Source organism: Gryllotalpicola sp. (assembly GCF_027352875.1).
GTDB lineage: Bacteria > Actinomycetota > Actinomycetes > Actinomycetales > Microbacteriaceae > Gryllotalpicola.
In genome coordinates this window covers 1-17,725 of sequence record NZ_DAIEII010000077.1, presented here as the reverse complement: position 1 = coordinate 17,725, position 17,725 = coordinate 1, and the positions used below count along the sequence as shown (strand labels likewise).

13 protein-coding genes are annotated in these 17,725 nt (G+C 68.3%); 7 read left to right on the top strand and 6 right to left on the bottom strand.

What is annotated here, in order from left to right:
* Window positions 1-7 precede the first annotated feature (7 nt).
* Window positions 8-3,496 carry a DNA-directed RNA polymerase subunit beta gene (gene rpoB / locus M7D61_RS09155; RefSeq protein WP_298229733.1) on the bottom strand — a complete coding sequence of 1,163 codons (3,489 nt, stop codon included), beginning with the start codon at window positions 3,494-3,496 and terminating at the stop codon, window positions 8-10.
* A 244-nt stretch (window positions 3,497-3,740) separates the two neighbouring features.
* Between rpoB and M7D61_RS09150 the strand changes: the two genes are divergently transcribed.
* The 3 genes from M7D61_RS09150 to M7D61_RS09140 all read left to right on the top strand — a co-directional run bounded on the left by M7D61_RS09150 (window position 3,741) and on the right by M7D61_RS09140 (window position 6,702).
* Window positions 3,741-4,604, top strand: a complete 864-nt coding sequence (locus M7D61_RS09150) for a fused MFS/spermidine synthase (RefSeq protein WP_298229731.1) — start codon at window positions 3,741-3,743, stop codon at window positions 4,602-4,604.
* A 37-nt stretch (window positions 4,605-4,641) separates the two neighbouring features.
* Entirely contained in the window at window positions 4,642-5,133 is a 492-nt protein-coding gene (locus M7D61_RS09145; RefSeq protein ID WP_298229729.1) for a SprT-like domain-containing protein, read from the top strand.
* 264 nt (window positions 5,134-5,397) lie between these two features.
* On the top strand, window positions 5,398-6,702 hold the full coding sequence (locus M7D61_RS09140) for a DEAD/DEAH box helicase (protein ID WP_298229727.1): 1,305 nt from the start codon (window positions 5,398-5,400) through the stop codon (window positions 6,700-6,702).
* Here M7D61_RS09140 and M7D61_RS09135 read toward each other — a convergent pair.
* The 5 genes from M7D61_RS09135 to M7D61_RS09115 all read right to left on the bottom strand — a co-directional run bounded on the left by M7D61_RS09135 (window position 6,590) and on the right by M7D61_RS09115 (window position 12,560).
* Entirely contained in the window at window positions 6,590-7,171 is a 582-nt protein-coding gene (locus tag M7D61_RS09135) for an NUDIX hydrolase family protein (RefSeq protein WP_298229726.1), read from the bottom strand. The genes M7D61_RS09140 and M7D61_RS09135 overlap by 113 nt on opposite strands.
* Window positions 7,172-7,557: 386 nt before the next feature.
* Window positions 7,558-8,649 carry a hypothetical protein gene (locus M7D61_RS09130; protein ID WP_298229725.1) on the bottom strand — a complete coding sequence of 364 codons (1,092 nt, stop codon included), beginning with the start codon at window positions 8,647-8,649 and terminating at the stop codon, window positions 7,558-7,560.
* A 55-nt stretch (window positions 8,650-8,704) separates the two neighbouring features.
* Window positions 8,705-9,478, bottom strand: coding sequence for a dihydropteroate synthase (locus tag M7D61_RS09125; RefSeq protein ID WP_298229723.1), 774 nt, complete (start codon window positions 9,476-9,478; stop codon window positions 8,705-8,707).
* Between the two features lie 24 nt (window positions 9,479-9,502).
* The gene (locus M7D61_RS09120; protein ID WP_298229721.1) at window positions 9,503-10,276 is read right to left on the bottom strand and encodes a hypothetical protein; all 774 of its coding nucleotides are present in this window, start codon (window positions 10,274-10,276) and stop codon (window positions 9,503-9,505) included.
* 73 nt (window positions 10,277-10,349) lie between these two features.
* Window positions 10,350-12,560 carry a hypothetical protein gene (locus M7D61_RS09115; protein WP_298229719.1) on the bottom strand — a complete coding sequence of 737 codons (2,211 nt, stop codon included), beginning with the start codon at window positions 12,558-12,560 and terminating at the stop codon, window positions 10,350-10,352.
* Window positions 12,561-13,076: 516 nt separating this feature from the next.
* On the opposite strand from M7D61_RS09115, the gene M7D61_RS09110 reads away from it, so the two are divergent.
* From M7D61_RS09110 to M7D61_RS09095, 4 genes are all read left to right on the top strand, one after another.
* Window positions 13,077-15,815, top strand: coding sequence for a heavy metal translocating P-type ATPase (locus M7D61_RS09110; RefSeq protein ID WP_298229717.1), 2,739 nt, complete (start codon window positions 13,077-13,079; stop codon window positions 15,813-15,815).
* Window positions 15,816-15,834: 19 nt separating this feature from the next.
* Entirely contained in the window at window positions 15,835-16,116 is a 282-nt protein-coding gene (locus M7D61_RS09105; RefSeq protein WP_298229762.1) for a metal-sensitive transcriptional regulator, read from the top strand.
* A 296-nt stretch (window positions 16,117-16,412) separates the two neighbouring features.
* Complete coding sequence (locus M7D61_RS09100) at window positions 16,413-16,835, top strand: DUF6153 family protein (RefSeq protein WP_298229715.1); 423 nt, start codon at window positions 16,413-16,415, stop codon at window positions 16,833-16,835.
* A 97-nt stretch (window positions 16,836-16,932) separates the two neighbouring features.
* Window positions 16,933-17,550: a DUF305 domain-containing protein gene (locus M7D61_RS09095; protein ID WP_298229713.1), complete on the top strand. Its 618-nt coding sequence runs from the start codon at window positions 16,933-16,935 to the stop codon at window positions 17,548-17,550.
* The last annotated feature ends 175 nt before the right edge of the window (window positions 17,551-17,725 follow it).

Sequence of the window (17,725 nt, the reverse complement as noted above, 5' to 3'; positions counted from 1 at the left end):
GCCCGGCTCAGATCTCGTCGATCGACGAGGACTCGAAGCGGGTGGAGAGGTTGATGCCCAGCTCTTCTGCGGCGCGGAATGCTTCGTCGTCCGTGTCGCGCAGGCTGACCGTCGTGCCATCCGCCGAAAGCACCTCGACGTTCAGGCAGAGCGACTGCATCTCCTTGATGAGGACCTTGAAGGATTCCGGGATGCCCGGCTCCTGGATGTTCTCACCCTTGACGATGGCCTCGTACACCTTGACGCGGCCCAGGATGTCGTCCGACTTGATCGTCAGGAGCTCCTGGAGGGCGTAGGCGGCTCCGTAGGCCTCGAGGGCCCACACCTCCATCTCGCCGAAACGCTGGCCGCCGAACTGGGCCTTACCGCCCAGGGGCTGCTGCGTGATCATCGAGTAGGGGCCGGTCGAGCGCGCGTGGATCTTGTCGTCGACCAGGTGGTGGAGCTTGAGGATGTACATGTAGCCCACCGAGACGGGCGCCGGGAACGGCTCGCCCGAGCGGCCGTCGAAGAGCACCGTCTTGCCGGTGTGGTCGATGAGGCGGTCGCCGTCGCGGGTAACGAGGGTCGAGTCGAGAAGGCCTGCGATCTCCTCCTCCGAGGCGCCGTCGAACACCGGGGTCGCGACCTTGGTGTTCGGCGCGGCCGCGAAGGCGTCCTTCGACAGCTTCGCAGCCCACGCGGGTTTGCCCTCGACCTTCCAGCCGGTCTTGGCGATCCAGCCGAGGTGCGTCTCGAGCACCTGGCCGAAGTTCATGCGACCGGGGATGCCGAGCGGGTTGAGCACGACGTCGACCGGCGTGCCGTCCGCGAGGAACGGCATGTCCTCGACGGGCAGGATCTTCGAGATGACGCCCTTGTTGCCGTGACGGCCGGCGAGCTTGTCGCCGGCGGTGATCTTGCGCTTCTGGGCGATGTAGACCACCACGCGCTGGTTGACGCCCGAGCCGAGCTCGTCTTCGTCCTCGATGTTGAACTCGCGGACGCCGATGACGGTGCCCTCTTCGCCGTGGGGAACCTTGAGCGAGGTGTCGCGCACCTCGCGGCTCTTCTCGTTGAAGATGGCGCGCAGCAGGCGCTCCTCGGCCGACAGCTCGGTCTCGCCCTTCGGCGTGACCTTGCCGACGAGGATGTCGCCGGGGCGGACCTCGGCGCCGATGCGGATGATGCCGCGCTCGTCGAGGTCGGCCAGCAGCTCCTGGCTGACGTTCGGCAGATCGCGGGTGATCTCCTCCTTGCCGAGCTTGGTGTCGCGGGCGTCCACCTCGTACTCCTCGATGTGGATCGAGGAAAGGGTGTCGTCCTTCACCAGGTTCTGGCTGAGGATGATGGCGTCCTCGTAGTTGTAGCCCTCCCACGGCATGAACGCGACGAGGAGGTTCTTGCCGAGCGCGAGCTCGCCGTTCTCGGTCGCGGGCCCGTCGGCGATGACCTCGCCGGCCTCGACGCGGTCGCCGGCGGAGACGATGACGCGGTGGTTGTAGCTCGTGCCTTGGTTGGAGCGCTCGAACTTGCGCAGCGCGTACTCGGCCGTGCCGCCCTCGTCGAGCTGCAGGGTGACGGCGTCCGCCGAGACCTCGGAGACGACGCCGGCCTTCGCGGCGGTGATGACATCGCCGGCGTCGATGGCCGCGTAGCCCTCCATGCCGGTGCCGATGAGCGGGCTCTCGCTGCGCAGCAGCGGGACGGCCTGGCGCTGCATGTTCGCGCCCATGAGGGCGCGGTTCGCGGCGTCGTGCTCGAGGAACGGGATGAGCGAGGTCGCGACCGACACCATCTGGCGCGGCGAGACGTCCATGTAGCCGATGTGCTCGACGGGGATGAGGTCGACCTCGCCGCCCTTCTCGCGGGCGAGGACGCGGTCGTCGGCGAAGTGGCCGTCGGCCTTCAGCGGCGCGTTGGCCTGGGCGACGATGAAGTCGTCCTCCTCGCTCGCCGTGAGGTAGTCGATCTGGTCGGTGACCCTGCCGTTCACGACCTTGCAGTACGGCGTCTCGACGAATCCGAACGAGTTGATGCGCGCGAAGGACGCCAGCGAGCCGATGAGGCCGATGTTCGGGCCTTCCGGGGTCTCGATGGGGCACATGCGGCCGTAGTGCGACGGGTGCACGTCGCGCACCTCGACGCCGGCGCGCTCGCGACTCAAGCCGCCGGGGCCGAGCGCCGAGAGGCGGCGCTTGTGGGTGAGCCCCGCGAGCGGGTTGTTCTGGTCCATGAACTGCGAGAGCTGGCTGGTGCCGAAGAACTCCTTGATGGCGGCCACGACGGGGCGCACGTTGATCAGGGTCTGCGGGGTGATCGCCTCGATGTCCTGCGTGGTCATGCGCTCGCGGACGACGCGCTCCATGCGGGAGAGACCGGTGCGGACCTGGTTCTGGATGAGCTCGCCGACCGCGCGGATGCGGCGGTTGCCGAAGTGGTCGATGTCGTCGACGTCGAGGCGGAGCGTGATCGGCTTGCCGTCGCGGACACCGTCGAGCGTCGTCTCGGTGTTGTGCAGCGCGACGAGGTACTTGATGGTGCGCACGATGTCGTCCTTGCTGAGGACGGATGCCGACAGCGGCGCGTCCAGGCCGAGCTTGCGGTTGACCTTGTAGCGGCCCACCTTCGCGAGGTCGTAGCGCTTCGGGTTGAAGTAGAAGTTGTCCAGCAGGGCGCGCGCGGCCTCGCCGGCGACCTGCTCGCCCGGACGGAGCTTGCGGTAGATGTCCTTGAGGGCCTCGTCCTGCGTCAGGATGGCGTCCTTCTCGAGGGTGAGCTCGATCGAGGTGTAGCCCTTGAACTCCTCGAGGATCTGCTCGCTCGTCATGCCGAGGGCCTTGAGGAACACGGTCACCGACTGCTTGCGCTTGCGGTCGATGCGAACGCCGACCTGGTCGCGCTTGTCGATCTCGAACTCGAGCCAGGCGCCGCGGCTCGGGATGATGCGCGCCGAGTAGATGTCCTTGTCGGAGGTCTTCTCGGGGGTGCGCTCGAAGTAGACGCCGGGGCTGCGCACGAGCTGCGACACGACGACGCGCTCGGTGCCGTTGATGATGAACGTGCCCTTGTCGGTCATGAGCGGGAAGTCGCCCATGAACACGGTCTGCGTCTTGATCTCGCCGGTCTGGTGGTTCATGAACTCGGCCTCGACGTAGAGCGGCGCGGAGAAGGTCTTGCCCTTCTCCTTGCATTGGTCGACCGTGTACTTCTTCTCTTCCAGGAACGGGTTCGTGAAGGAGAGCTGCATCGTCTGGCCGAGGTCCTCGATCGGCGAGATCTCTTCGAAGATCTCCTCGAGGCCGGTGTGCTCGGCGAGGTCCTGGCGGCCGGCCTGCTTCGCCTCGGCGACACGCGACTTCCAGGCGTCGTTTCCGACGAGCCAGTCGAAGCTCTCGGTCTGGAGAGCGAGCAGATCAGGCACGGTGAGCGTGTCGGTGATCTTGGCGAACGAGAGACGAGAGTGGCCTCGTCCGTTCTTGGGGGTGTGGGTGGATGCGGTGCGCGCAGCAGCCAAGGAAACAACCTCCGGAGCCCACGGACTAGGCGGGCCGTTGTGTTACTGGTGGTCTGGACGAGAGACTCCACACACGCGCAGCCGACCGCAATATGAGGGCTGGGGAAAGGGGAGCGCAAAGGTCAACTATATCCCCGAGTTGTCCACATTGTCCAGCGCGTTCCTTGACCGATCCGGGGTCGCGAGGTATAAGCCGGGCGATTCAGGTCGTTTTCCCAGGTTGGGCCCCGCCTAGGGTGGGAACGTGCGCGAGCATCCGTCGGTCATCCTGGAGCATTCCGGTTTCTGCGCCGTCATCGAGCCCGACCGCTTCGTGCCCGGCTCGTACCAGCTCGTGGTTGACGGCACCCCGCAGTCCCACGTCGACGTCGACGACCCGACGCACCTCTTCTTCGAGTACATCCAGCGGATGGGCAGCGTCATCGACCTTATCGGGATGCCCGGGCAGCCCATCACCGCGGTGCACCTCGGCGCCGGCGCCCTGACGCTGCCGCGCTACATCCACGCCACCCGCCCCGGCTCCCGCCAGCAGGTCATCGAACTCGAGAGCAGGCTCGTCGACCTCGTGCGCGAGACCATCCCGCTGCCCAGGGACGCGCAGATCCGCATCCGCTACGGCGACGCCCGCGAGGCGCTCGGCCGGCTGCCGGCGGGATTGCGCGGCACGGTCGACCTCGTCGTCGCCGACATCTTCAGCGGTTCCCGCACCCCCGCCCACGTCACCAGCGTGGAGTTCTACCGGGAGGCCGCCGCTCTGCTCTCCCCCGCCGGCATCGTCCTCGTCAACGTCGCCGACGGGCCGCCGCTGCGGTTCGCGCGCGCGCAGGCGGCCACCGTCGCTGCGGTGCTCCCCCACGCCATCGCGATGGCCGAGGTCGGAGTGCTCAAGGGCCGCCGGTTCGGCAACATCGTCCTCGCCGCCTCGGCCGCCGAGCTCCCCACGGAATGGCTGCCGCGGCTGCTCGCCACGGGTCCGCACCCCGCGAAGCTCGTCGTCGGCGACGAGTTCGCGGAATTCATCCGCCCGGCATCCGTCGTCACCAATGCGACCGCGGTGGCCTCGCCGCTGCCCGCGCGCTCCTACTTCGCGACAAAGCCGCGGGAGTGACCGGGACAGTGTCGGCGCGCGGGGTTAGCGTTGGCCCGTGGCCGACCTCGCGCGCGTGACGACCTGGGCGAACGCGCTCATCGCGCTGCACCTCGATGCGCGCACCTGGTCGTTCGGCTTCGACAACGCCAAGCGCCGGGCCGGCCTCACCGACTACACGCGGCATCGGATCACCGTCTCGCGCTACCTCGCCGCCCGGTGGGAGGACGACGACATCCATCAGGTACTGCTCCACGAGGTCGCGCACGCCCTCGCAGGCCCCCGTGCCGGGCACGGCCCGACCTGGCGGCGCATCGCGGCCGAGCTCGGGTTCGACGGCGGCAGACTGCACGATGGCGAGACCGCCGACGAGCTCGCGCCGTGGATCGGCACCTGCCCGAACGGGCACACCGTCTACCGCTTCCGCAGGCCGACGCGGCCGCTGTCCTGCGGCACCTGCCATCGCGGCTTCTCGCGCGCCTTCCTCATCGAGTGGCAGCGCCGCGAGGTGACCGCCGCCGCCCGCCGTCGGGCGGCGTCCTCGCGATGACGACTGGTCGGCGCTCAAGCTCGTCTGGCGGCGCACGAACGGGTGACGCCCGGGCCCCGGCCGAGGGCCAGCAGAACGCGCTGTAGACTAAAGACACGTTTGCGGCTTCACCTACGAAACCGCCTCGTCGTAGAACGACACAATTTCTTCTCTGCCGCACCACGCGGCATTCCTCGAATTCGTGCGAATCCCTCGCACCGTTGCGTACGGCGACCAGCGCTTGACAGCGCGGAACCGACCACCCTCAAGCCGAAAGGCACCCCCATGTCCCTGCCCACGTTCGCCGAACTCGGCGTACCCGCACCCCTCGTGACCGTCCTCGCCAAGGACGGCAAGACCGAGTCCTTCCCCATCCAGGCCGACACCCTGCCCGACACGCTCGCCGGACGCGACGTCCTCGGCCGAGGCAAGACCGGCTCGGGCAAGACGATCGCCTTCGCCATCCCGCTCGCCGCGCGTCTCGGCACGCGCCTCGCCGGCGGGCGACGTCGCGCCGGGCATCCGCTCGGCCTCATCCTCGCCCCCACCCGCGAGCTCGCCACCCAGATCGAGCAGACGGTCAAGCCCCTCGCCGGAGCCTACGGCCTCACGACCACGACGATCTACGGCGGAGTGAAGCAGGGCCGCCAGGTCGACGCGCTGCGCACCGGCGTCGACATCGTCGTCGCCTGCCCCGGCCGACTCGAAGACCTCATGAAGCAGGGCCACGTCTCGCTCGACGCCGTCGAGATCACGGTCATCGACGAGGCCGACCACATGGCCGACCTCGGCTTCCTGCCCATCGTGACCCGCATTCTCGGCAAGACGCCCGAGGGCGGCCAGCGCCTGCTGTTCTCGGCGACGCTTGACAACGGGGTCGACCGGATCGTCAAGCGCTTCCTCCACGACGAGGTGCTGCACTCGGTCGACGAGGCGAACTCGCCCGTCGCCGCAATGACGCACCATGTCTTCGAGGTCGAGTTGATGGCGAGCAAGGACGCCGTCGTGCGGGCGCTCGCCTCGGGCACCGGCCGCCGCATCCTCTTCATGCGCACGAAGCACCAGGCGAAGAAGCTCGCGGTCAAGCTCACCGAGTCGGGCATCCCCGCCGTCGACCTGCACGGGAACCTGTCGCAGAATCAGCGCGACCGGAACCTCGCCGCGTTCCACTCCGGCGAGGTGCGCGTGCTCGTCGCGACGGACGTCGCCGCGCGCGGGGTCCACGTCGACGACGTCGAGCTCGTGGTCCACGTCGACCCGCCGACCGAGCACAAGGCCTACCTGCACCGCAGCGGTCGCACCGCACGCGCTGGCAGCGCCGGCGACGTCGTGACGATCGCGCTGCCCGAACAGCGCAGCGACCTGCGGGCCCTGCTGCGCAAGGCCGAGATCACCGTCACCCCGGCCACGGTGACAGCCGACTCGCGCCAGGTCGTCGAACTCGTCGGGCAGGTCGCGCCGTTTGTCGCTCCGGCGCCTAAGGCAGCGCGCCCACCGATGCCAGCGCAGCGCGCAGGAGGGCTCCGCGACCGCCCTCAAGCTCAGCGCACACGTCGTCGGACGCAGCCTCAGCGGGCGTCATCCAGGTGATCTCAAGCGCATCCTGACGCGCCTCGATCGTGCCGGAGACCGGCACGACGTAGGCGAGCGAGACCGCGTGCTGCCGGTCATCGGTGAATTGCGACAACCCGGGCAATGGAAAGTACTCGGCGACCGTGAACGGCACCGGGCTCGGGGGCAACTGCGGGAACGCCATCGGGCCGAGGTCCTTTTCGAGGTGACGGAACAGCGCATCGCGCAGCGTCTCGCCGTACATCACCCTGCCAGAGACGATCGTGCGGGTGATCTCGCCGAGCGCAGTGCCGCGCAGCAGCAATCCCACATCGACGACCCGCCCGAAGCCGTCGACGTGCACCGGGACCGCCTCGACGTAGAGGATCGGCAGGCGGTGACGGATCTGCTCGAGCTCGATGTCGGTGAGCCATGTCGGCCCCTGGGCCGGGATGCCCGACTCGGGTTCGTCGGGGGAGTTGAACGGATCAGGAGTGCGCACCGACATGGAGACATTCTTACCGGGCCGAAAGCCGCCGGAAATCCACAACCGCTGACGCCCCCCTTTTGGGGGGCGTCGAAATGGGTTACTGTCAAGGCAACCGCCGGACGAAGCGCACCGCAATCCAAGGGGGAAACCGGTAACCAGGCACATACCTGGCGGTACTGATAAGCAAAGCTCGGGGCAGGGTGTTCGGGTCACCCGCCCCGGGTTTTGCTGCGGCGGTCGCGCGTCGGTCCTGATCGGCGCTGCCGCCCAGTGCCCTGAGCGCGGCCCTGAGCGCGACGGTCACCCGGATCGTCGCCGCCTTGCGCACAACGCAGCGCGAGCGCAGCGGACTTTCCGAATCCCCGCCTTCTGGCAGCGGCGATGCCGCCGTCTCCCGGAGCGGGTCAGGAAGCCTCAGAGTCTTCCAGCGAGGCGAGCAGCTCGAGCTGGCTCTTAGGCTCGTCGACGGCGACGAGATGGTCGGCCGACTGCTGCGCACGGAGCTCGTACATGAACTCCTCGATCGCGCGGCGCTGCTCTTCGAGGACCGCGACGCGCAACTCGGCGTCGGCGAGCATGTTGGACGTGTGCTCGTTGGTGCGGGTCGCGAGCTTCTCGGCGCGACCGCGCGCACGCGAAACCATGCCCGCGGCACGCTCGCGCGCGCCCTCGAGCAGGCGCTGCGCCTCAGCCCGGGCGCGCTCGACGTGCTCCTCGGCCTCGGCGTTGAGCGCGTTGGCGCGGTCGGTGACATCGGCAAGCATGCGGTCGGCCTCGTCGGTGCGACGCTGCACGTGCTCAGTGGCCTCGTTGTGGAGGGCGAGGCGCTCCTGCTCGGCCTGATCCTGCAACGCTTTGATCTCGCTCTTCGAGCGCAGCTCGTCGCGCTCCGCGATCTGGCGCAGCAGCGCGACTTCGGCCTTGGCGTCCTCGGTCTCCTGGTGGATCTGGGTGCGCAGATCAGCGGCGTAGCGCTCGGCATCCGCGCGGATCGACGCCGCCTTGAACTCGGCGCCCTCGAGGGTGGTGCGCGCCTCGATGAGCTGCTGGTCGGCCTTGTTCTCGAGCTCGGCCGCTTTGCGCTCGGCGCGGTTGATGTGCTCCGACGCCTTCTGCTCGGCCTCCTGGACGCGGGCCTCCGTGGTCTGCTTCGTCGAGCGGCGCAGCTCTTCGGTCTCGGCCTTCGCGCCGTCGCGCAGCGCCTTCGCCTCAGCCGACGCCTCGCGGATCATCTTGGCCGCCTGCTCCTCGGCGAGGCGCAGAGTCTGCTCGAAGGCGGAGCCGAGGTCGGCGAACGACGGCTTCGAACGCGCGCGCTGCACGGCGCTGCGGGCCTCCGCGAGTTCACGCGAGAGGCGTTCGACGTTCTTCTCGAGCGAGGCGCGCTCCTGCTCCACGGAATCGACGTGAGCCTGGATGTCGGCGATGGCGCGATCGACGTCCTCGGCCTCATAACCGCCGCGCCGCGCAGGACGGAACGACAGCACGTCGCCCATGATTCGCCTCCTGAAGAAGTCATCGCCGTCAGCGGGAACTGACGACTAACTCTAACTATGGAATTGTTTCGCCGCCGTATCGCAGAAGACCCCTAAGGGCGTGTGAAGTCCTGGCGACATTTCGCACCTGGATGCCCCACGCGCCGGCTTCGGCCGCGAGTGCTCCGACGGCCAGCGCGGCCGCGTCGCGCTGCTCGTCCGTGGCGTCATCGGGCAGCAGCGAGGCGAGCAGGAGCGGCCGCGCGGCGTCGACCAGCAGCGGGTAGCCCAGCTGCCCGAGCCGTTCGAGGTGGTCGAGCATCCGCCACTCCTCGTCACTCTGGACGAAGAGCCCCGCGCCGGAGTCGAGGATGAGCCGATCGCGGTCGACACCGGCATCCAGCAGCGCCAGGACATTGCGCTCGACAGCCGCGATGAAGTCGGCCGCGGACTGCTCGCCGGTGGCGTGCTGGGCGCTGGCGTGGCGGATCGACCACTGCCCGACGACGTAGCCGAGGCCGCCCGCGGCGACGATGCGCGGCATGAAGGGATCGGCCACGCCGCCCGACGGGTCGATGATGAGCTCGGCGCCGTGGTCCGCGGCCACGACCGCGATGTCGGCGCTCGTCGTCGTCACCGCGACCTGCACGCCGTCCGCGGCGAGCCCGCCGACGAGCCGGGCCAACAGGACGCGGTCGGGCCGACCGGGCCAGCTCACCGTCACGGTGTCGACGTTGACGAGGTCGGCACCCTCCGAGGCCAGACGCCTGCCCGCGTCGAGCAGCGAGCCCGCGTCGAGCTCGTCAAGGGGTTCGAGAATCCCCACGATTCGGGTGCGCTGAGATTCCATCTGGACTCGCAGGCTACCGCACGGTCACCTCGGGCCGAAGGCGGCGACTCCCGTCATGGTGCCGAGGTACAGGCGGCCGGCGGCGACGGCCGGAGTGGCGAAATTCGGAACGCCCGCTGCGATGCCGAACCGCTGGCGGACCCGCCCGCTCGCAACGTCGTACTGGTAGAGCACGTCGCCGTCGTACGAGGCCGCCCAGGCCCGCGCGCCGACGACGATCGGCGTCGAATTCGCGCCGGACCACAACCCCCCGGTCTTTCGCGAGCCGATATCGACGACGCGGATGCCGCCGCCACGGCACGGCACGAGGACCTCCTGCTTCGCCGCGTAGTACGCGGGGCCGCCGTCGGGATTGCTCGCGCAGACGCCGCGGATCGCGGCCACCTGGTGCAGGTCGCTCTGCCGCAGCAGGAATCCGATATTCGTCTTGCCCACCGCGAAGACGAGACCGCCGGGCAGCAACACCGGATTGCCTGTCGACAGGTCGAGGTCTGCGTTCGCGGTGCGGTCCTTGAACGAGGCCAGCACCGTCAGCGCCAGCGAGAGCTTGACGACGCTCTCGGTGTACCTCTTCGGGTCGGGGCCCGCCCCGTCGGGGAACGGGTTGGCGTTGCCCGTTGAGACGTAGAGGTTGCCCCTGCCGTCGATGGCGGTCACTGTCGCCGCGACGGACACCGGGGCCGAGGCCGCGGAGAGGCTCGCCGTCACGGGCGCAGCACCGGACGGCGCGGCGGGCGCGGTGCATCCGACGACCAGCAGGCCGACCACCACCGCAAACGCCACCGCAAACCGCCGCACATCACGAGGGTAGGCGGGGGGCTCACGCAGCGGAAAGGTTCTGGCGCGACGCGGGCGGGTCAACCGGCGGACGCTACCGCGCGGGCCGGCGCCTGTCGATCAGGCCGACGCCGATGGCGAGGACGAGAAGCGCGGCGAGCGCAGCGAAGGCGACCGGCAGCGCCCAGTGCCAGGTGCTGGGCCAGTAGCGCAGTTCGACCGTCCCCTCCGCGCCCGCGGGGATGTGGACGGTGACGAGCATGCCGTCCGTCGCGGAGACCACAAGCTGTCGACCATCGAGGGTTGCGGAGTAACCGGGCCACCACATGCGCGCGAAGTTGACCACGCCGTCTGACCCGGAGGCGGTCACGTGCACCTTCTCGTCGAGTTCGCTGACGAGCGTCGGCGAGCTCAGCTCGATGCCGGCGCTCGCCGTCGAAACCGTTCCCGCCTCGAGCGGCTGCACCTTGTGGAAGAGCGCTGTGCCGGCGTGCGTCGCCACCAGGGCGAAACCGCAAGCCTCGAGTTCGGCGTGTTTGCCTCCCACCGGGCCGGCGAGCGTGATCACTGATGAGACCCGGTAGTCGTCGAACTTGCAGCCCGTGCCGCTGGAGGAGGGCTCGGAGAGGAAGTCGATGGCCTTGGTGGACACGAGCCCGTGCGTCTCGGTGCGCATCGCCTTGGCGAAAGCACGCTGGCCGACCGGGTCGTAGCCGTTGAGGATGGGCACGTCGCTCAACAAGTACCGCGACGACCAGTAGCCGTCCCAGACGCCGTTCTGGTAAATGCCGTCGGCTCCGACGTGGAGCACGAAGCCCGCGTCCGACGCGGGCAGAGGGGCCTTGAGGTCTGTTCCGATGGGAAGGGTGGTCCAGCGCAGATACCCGCTCGTGCCGATCGCGGGCGTCACGGCCAGGACGAATGCGCTTCCACCGATCGCGAGAACGACCAGAATCCAGCGTCGCGCCGGAACGCTGCGAAGCGCGACGAGCAGCACGATGACGCCCATGGCGAGGGCGCAGCTCTCGAGAATGCGTTGCACCCCGCCGCCCGCGGGCACCGGGATGCGGAAGACGAAGTATGCCGTGGCAATCGCCAGCGCCGTCGCTGCAGCGGCGACGCGCTTCGGGCTCCAGACGAACTCGCCATACTCGAGCAGGAGGGCGATGAGCACTGCGGCGAACAAGCCGAACACGGGGAGGAACCGGAACGGCATGACCATCGAGGCAACCTGGTAGGGCAGCTCGCAGCAGACGGCGAAGGCGACGAGGAGCACGAGCGCCCAGCGGAACCAGGTTCCGCGCAGCATCTCGCGACGCCACCTGACGAAGAAGACCGCGACGATCCCGATCAGCGAGACGAAGCCGAACGGGATCGCCCAGTAGCTGTACCCGTAGTCGAACCAGTTCCACCAGTCGGAAGCCGTCGGAAGGGGGAACCCGAAGAGCAGTGACAGGTTCGGGACCGCGGTGTTCTGGGTGTCGGACCACCTTGCGCTGCGCGAGAACAGCGAGGAGTTGGCCAGGTACTCGGTGATCTGGGGGAGGGCGACGATACCGCCCAGGGCGATCGCCGAGCCGACGCGGGCCACCAGTGAGAGGCGCGACCTCCCGGTCGAGCCGGAAAGAGTCCGATCCGTCAGCGCCACGACCGCGGTGACCACCGCGATGATCGCGAAGGACAGCCAGGCGTTGGGCCAGCCCGAGAGCATGACGGTGAACACCGTCCCGGCGAGGAGCAGGAGGTTCCAAGCCCCCGGCCGTCGCACCGCCCGGATGAGCATCGCCGTCGACCAGACCAGCGATGCCGAGCCGGCCGCCCCCGTGCCCCAGTTGCCCACGTACATGTAGAGCAGGAGCGGCGCCATCCCGACGGTGAAGCCGAGGAACGCCGAGAGGCTGCGGCGCAGGCCCAATTGACGGCCGAGAACGTAGCCGCCGAGAGCGACGACCGCGATCGAGGCGGCCCCGAAGCCGACGATGACGCGCGTCGGGCTGGAGAAGACGAGCGTAAGCAGCGTCCCGCCGAGCAGCAGCGGGTGGAACTCGCCGTTGGCGATGTTGGTGGCGAAGTTCCCGCCCTGGAAGCTGCGAGTCGTCAGGATCGGCAACTGCCCGGACGCGATCTGACGCGCCACCTCATGCCAGGTCGGAATGCCCGCGTTCAGGGCGTCGTCGAACGGCATCGATGCAGGGTGCAGCTTCACCAGGGCGATCGCCGTGACGATGCCGAGCGCTGCCGCCGCCGCTATCGGAAGAATCCAGCGAGCCCAGGAATCCCACTTCGCCCGCGAGGTCGCTTCCATGTGAAGAGAGTATCCGGCGGGCTCTGGGCGGCCGCCGGGGCTGCGAGCTGCTCCCATCGTGTCGGTCAGTTCTGACGGCGCCGCGCGCTGCGTCGCGCGAGGAATCCGGTTTCGTCGATCTCGCCTCGGGCGAAGCGCTCCTTGAGGATCTGTTCCGTGCTGCTGCGGGGTGGGGCAGGACCCGAACCGATCTGGCGGCCAGGAGGCTGCCGGACGATCCACCTATTAGTGGCACGACCGCTGCGCAGACGATCAGCGCCATCAGGATCATCCTGATCCACGATCAGATTCCCGCACCCTCGCCATACCAGCCCTACGTCATGGCGAACCCCCATGCGAGAACAGTGCTTCTCGGTGACGGCCCCGAACCAGGGCCGCTGATCCCCACCAGCAGCAGCCACGCCCGCACCGACGTCATCTGCCTCCAGGACCGCAACTCGACATATACCCCTACGGGGTAGACTCGACCTCCGGTTGACGGTGTTGATCGCAGGCGTAGTAATTGAGGAGTGTCGCGTGAGCGTGATCGTCGTTGTGGCTGCCGCAGTGCTGACCGCCCTCCTTGCCTGGTACTTCTTCGCGCCCCACGCATCTAAGCGCGCGATCGTGAATGGGGATGTGCAAGTCCAGACGGTCACGGTCAAGGGCGGCTACTCGCCGAGCGTCGTCGAGGTGGTGCAGGGGGTGCGGACGCGGTTGCTGTTCGACCGGCAGGAGACCGGTGACTGCTCTTCCCGGGTCGTCTTCCCCGACTTCAAGGTGAACCAGAGCTTGCCCGCGTACACGACCACGGCCGTGGAGTTCGTCCCCGAGCAGGTCGGCGACTTCGAGTTCGCGTGCGGGATGAACATGCTGCACGGCACGGTGAAGGTGGTCGCCGGATCGACCGACGGCCCGCGGACGGCCACCGCGCTGCTGGAAGCCCCCAGCACGCTCGTCGCCGGCGGCCCAAGCGGCGCCGCCGGCTCGGTGGAGGACCGCGACGACCAGGAAGTCGCCGAGCATGCGAAAGAGGTCGCCGACCTGCGGCGTCGGGTGATCGTCGGCGCGGTGCTGACTCTTCCGGTGTTCCTGTCGGTGATGGCCCGCGAGGTGTTCGGGGCCACGTGGGTGCCGTCCCTACTGCTCGTGCCCTGGTTCCAGTTCCTGCTGATCACGCCGGTGATGTTTTACACCGGGTGGCCGATCCACCGCACGGGCTGGCTGGCGCTCGCGCACCGTGCCGCTGAGATGAACTCGCTGATCACGCTCGGCTCGATCGCGGCATACGGGTTCAGTCTGGTTGCGACGTTCTTGCCTTGGGTGCTGCCTGCGGAGGCGCGCGGCGTGTACTTCGAGGCGGTCGGTGTCATTCTCACCCTGATCCTCCTCGGCCGGCTCCTCGAGGCCCGGGCCAAGGCCGGCACCGGTGAGTCGATCCGAGCCCTGATCGGCTTGCAGCCGCGCACCGCCCGCGTCGTCCGCGGGGACAGCGAGCTCGAGATCCCGATCGACGAGGTCGCCGCCGGCGACATCATCGTCATCCGTCCCGGGGAGAGGCTCCCGGTCGATGGGCAGGTCACCGAGGGCTCCTCGCCAGTCGACGAGTCGATGATCACCGGCGAGCCGATCCCTGCCGTCAAGGCGATCGGCGACACGGTGATCGGGGCGACCATCAACCAGACCGGTTCGTTCCGGTATTCGGCGACGAAGGTCGGCGCCGACACGATGCTGGCCCAGATCATCACACTGGTCCGCGAGGCCCAGGGCTCCAAGGCACCGATCCAACGGCTGGCCGACAAAGTCTCCAGCTATTTCGTGCCGGCGGTCATCGCGATCGCGATCTGGACCTTCGCCGCCTGGTGGGTGTTCGGCCCACCGCCGGCCGGAGTGTTCGCGCTGGTCGCGGCCGTTGCGGTGCTGATCATCGCCTGCCCCTGCGCGCTCGGGCTGGCGACCCCGTTGTCGATCACGGTCGCCACCGGCAAGGCGGCATCCAACGGCATCCTCATCCGGTCGGCGGAAGCGCTCGAGACGGCGCACAGAGTGAACACGGTGGTCCTGGACAAAACCGGCACGATCACCAACGGCACCCCGATTCTGACGGACGTTCTGCCCGCGAACGGGTTCGACGCGGACGAACTGCTCGCCCTCATCGCCGCCGCCGAGCAGGACTCCGAACACCCGCTCGCCGCCGCTATCGTCGCCGGCGCCAAGACCCGAGGTCTGGACGTCCCGCGGGCGGCCCTCTTCGAATCGATCACCGGGCAGGGAGTGCGTGCGCAGGTGAACGGCAAGACCGTTCTGGTCGGCAGCACTCGGCTGCTGACCGCGGCCGGCATCGACGCTTCGAGCCTGACCTCCGACCTGGAGGGACTCGCAGCGGACGGCACGACTCCGATGCTCGTCGCGATCGACGGACGCCCCGCCGGCGTCGTCGGTGTCGCCGACACGATCAAGAACGGCTCGATCAGCGCGATCGCCGACCTCGCCGCGCGCGGGATCGATGTCGTGATGATGACCGGCGACAACCGCACCACCGCGGCCGCGATCGCCCGCCAAGTCGGAATCGCTCGCGTCGTCGCGGAGGTCATGCCCGAGCACAAGGCTCGCGAGGTCCGACGGCTGCAGGCGGAGGGACGAGTCGTCGGGATGGTCGGCGACGGCATCAACGACGCCCCCGCGCTGGCCCAGGCCGACGTGAGCTCAGCGATCGGCACCGGAACGGACGTCGCCATCGAGGCCTCCGACATCACCCTGATCTCCGGGAACCTGGGTGGACTCGTGACGGCCATCGACCTGTCCCGCGCCACTATGCGCAACATCCGGCAGAATCTCGGGTTCGCGTTCGGATACAACATCGTCGGCATCCCCCTCGCGGCCGGCGTGCTGTACCCGGCATTCGGCGTGCTGCTCAGCCCCATGATCGCCGCCCTGGCGATGGCGCTGTCGTCACTATCCGTCGTCACCAACTCCAGCCGGCTCCGCCGGTTCACCCCCACGCCCGCGGCAGCCGCCGCCCCAGCCTCGATCGCCGATCTGGTGGTCGAGATCGGCAACCAGATCGAACACGAGGAGAACCCCATGACCCACCACAACGAGCACCCCGCCGACGGCGCGACACTTGTCACGGACCCGGTCTGCGGCATGAAGATCGATCCCGCCACGGCCGCCGCGACCCGTGAGCACGACGGGACGACGTTCTCCTTCTGCTCCACCGGCTGTGCCGCCGCGTTCGATGCGGATCCGCACCGCTACGGCCACGCACATGCCTGACCTCGTCGGGGATCATCGGATGCACGGCTATGTCGGCAATAAGGACGCGCTACTGACCCGACTGCGCAAGGTCGAAGGACAGGTGCGCGGGGTGGCGAGAATGATCGAGGAGGACACCTACTGCATCGACGTGCTCACTCAGGTCTCCGCCACGACCCGGGCCCTCGAAGCCGTGGCCCTGGCGCTGCTGGATGACCACCTCATGCACTGCGTCGCGGAAGCCACCGAACAGGGCGGCCCTGTCGCCGAGGAGAAGCTGCGCGAAGCCAGCGCCGCAATCGCACGACTGGTTCGATCCTGACAACTCCCGATCACAGCGCGAAGCCGCAGCCCGACCCGCCGCACCCACCGCACGCCCTTCCGGCCGGACGAGAGGAGCACGACTCCGATGAGGACTGCGACCGCGCGCCCGTTCGTTGGGACTTTCGACCCTCACGAACACCTCTCGGGAGCGGGACATTGGATGTGCCGTGGTCTGTCCGCGCCGCTACCGTCTTGCAGGGCAGGCAGCAACCTGGACCTGAAGGGGGAACCCGGCGCATGAATGCCATACGTTCCCTCACTGCCACGGGTTGGACCGCACGTCGCATCATCCTCATGGTCGGCCTCGCGGTCACGCTCATCATCGGCCTGCTCGCGATGCACAACATGCTGACTCCTGGTGGCGGACAGAACGAGTCCGGCATGTCCGCATCCGCCGCCGCACATCACGGCCAGAGCACGCTTCCGATGACGGTGAGCCCCGCAGCGGTCAATGACGCCCCCTGCGCCGGCTACGGCTGCGGTGGCGCGTGTGCCGATAATGCCTGCGGTGCCCCGGGGAACATGCCGGATCATTCGATGCTGCTCATGATGTGCGCGATGGCGCTTCTTGCCGTCGCGATCGCCGCCGTTTCCTCCGCGCTCCTCACCCTGACCGGCATGTCGCTGCTTCGTGCTGTGCTTCTTCCCGGTCCGGCCCAGGCGCTGCCGCGCCCGCGCCCGCCGTCACTGCTCGTCCTGTCCATCAGCCGGACCTGATTCGCGCCCTTTCTCCCGGGTTCCCGGTGAGAAGGCTTCGCCCTGCCCGGGCAACGAATCACACCCCGTTTTCCGACTGACCATAAGGACACACACAATGCGACTACGCACGATTGCGCTGGCCTCCGGCGCACTGATCACCGCGACCCTGCTGCTGGCCGGGTGCGCCCAGAGCAACGACATGGGCGGCATGCCCGGCATGGACAACGGGTCCATGCCGACAACCCCTTCCACCGGCACGACGGCTTTCAACTCGGCCGACGAGATGTTCCTAACGATGATGATCCCCCACCACGAGCAAGCCATTCAGATGGCGGATGTCATCCTCGGCAAGGACGGCATCGACCCGAGGGTGACCGCTCTCGCCCAGCAGATCAAGGACGCCCAAGGCCCCGAGATCACGACCATGAAGTCCTGGCTGAAGGGCTGGGGAATGCCCTACCCCTCGGCCACCCCAAGCGGCATGGCGGGCATGGACCAGGGCGACGGCATGATGTCGCAGAACGACATGACCGCGCTGGAGAACGCCACCGGGGTCGATGCGGCACGCCTGTTCCTCACTGGAATGATCACTCATCACCAGGGGGCCATTCAGATGGCCCAGTCCGTGATCGATAGCGGACACGACCCGAAGGTGGTCGCTCTGGCGAAGAAGATCAGCGCCGCACAGACTGCTGAGATCACCACCATGCAATCGATCCTCGGCACCCTCTAGGACCGCGGACCCTTCAACCGCGTGCTGCGGTAGTCCGTCCCCCGGCAACCGCAGCACGCCCCATCCTCGCCACATGGTGGTGTCGGCCTTTCGTCCCGATTGGACTTCTTGTGAACACACACTTCAACATCAGCGTGACCAGGCGTGGTTTCCTCGCCGTCGGTACCGGCGTCCT

Excerpts from the sequence above, each read along its gene's own strand:
- M7D61_RS09095 (WP_298229713.1), top strand. The coding sequence starts at position 16,933 with ATGCGACTACGCACGATTGCGCTGGCCTCCGGCGCACTGATCACCGCG.
- M7D61_RS09115 (WP_298229719.1), bottom strand. The coding sequence starts at position 12,560 with ATGGAAGCGACCTCGCGGGCGAAGTGGGATTCCTGGGCTCGCTGGATT.
- M7D61_RS09125 (WP_298229723.1), bottom strand. The coding sequence starts at position 9,478 with ATGGAATCTCAGCGCACCCGAATCGTGGGGATTCTCGAACCCCTTGAC.
- M7D61_RS09100 (WP_298229715.1), top strand. The coding sequence starts at position 16,413 with ATGGTCGGCCTCGCGGTCACGCTCATCATCGGCCTGCTCGCGATGCAC.
- M7D61_RS09105 (WP_298229762.1), top strand. The coding sequence starts at position 15,835 with ATGCACGGCTATGTCGGCAATAAGGACGCGCTACTGACCCGACTGCGC.
- M7D61_RS09130 (WP_298229725.1), bottom strand. The coding sequence starts at position 8,649 with ATGGGCGACGTGCTGTCGTTCCGTCCTGCGCGGCGCGGCGGTTATGAG.
- M7D61_RS09135 (WP_298229726.1), bottom strand. The coding sequence starts at position 7,171 with ATGTCGGTGCGCACTCCTGATCCGTTCAACTCCCCCGACGAACCCGAG.
- M7D61_RS09140 (WP_298229727.1), top strand. The coding sequence starts at position 5,398 with ATGTCCCTGCCCACGTTCGCCGAACTCGGCGTACCCGCACCCCTCGTG.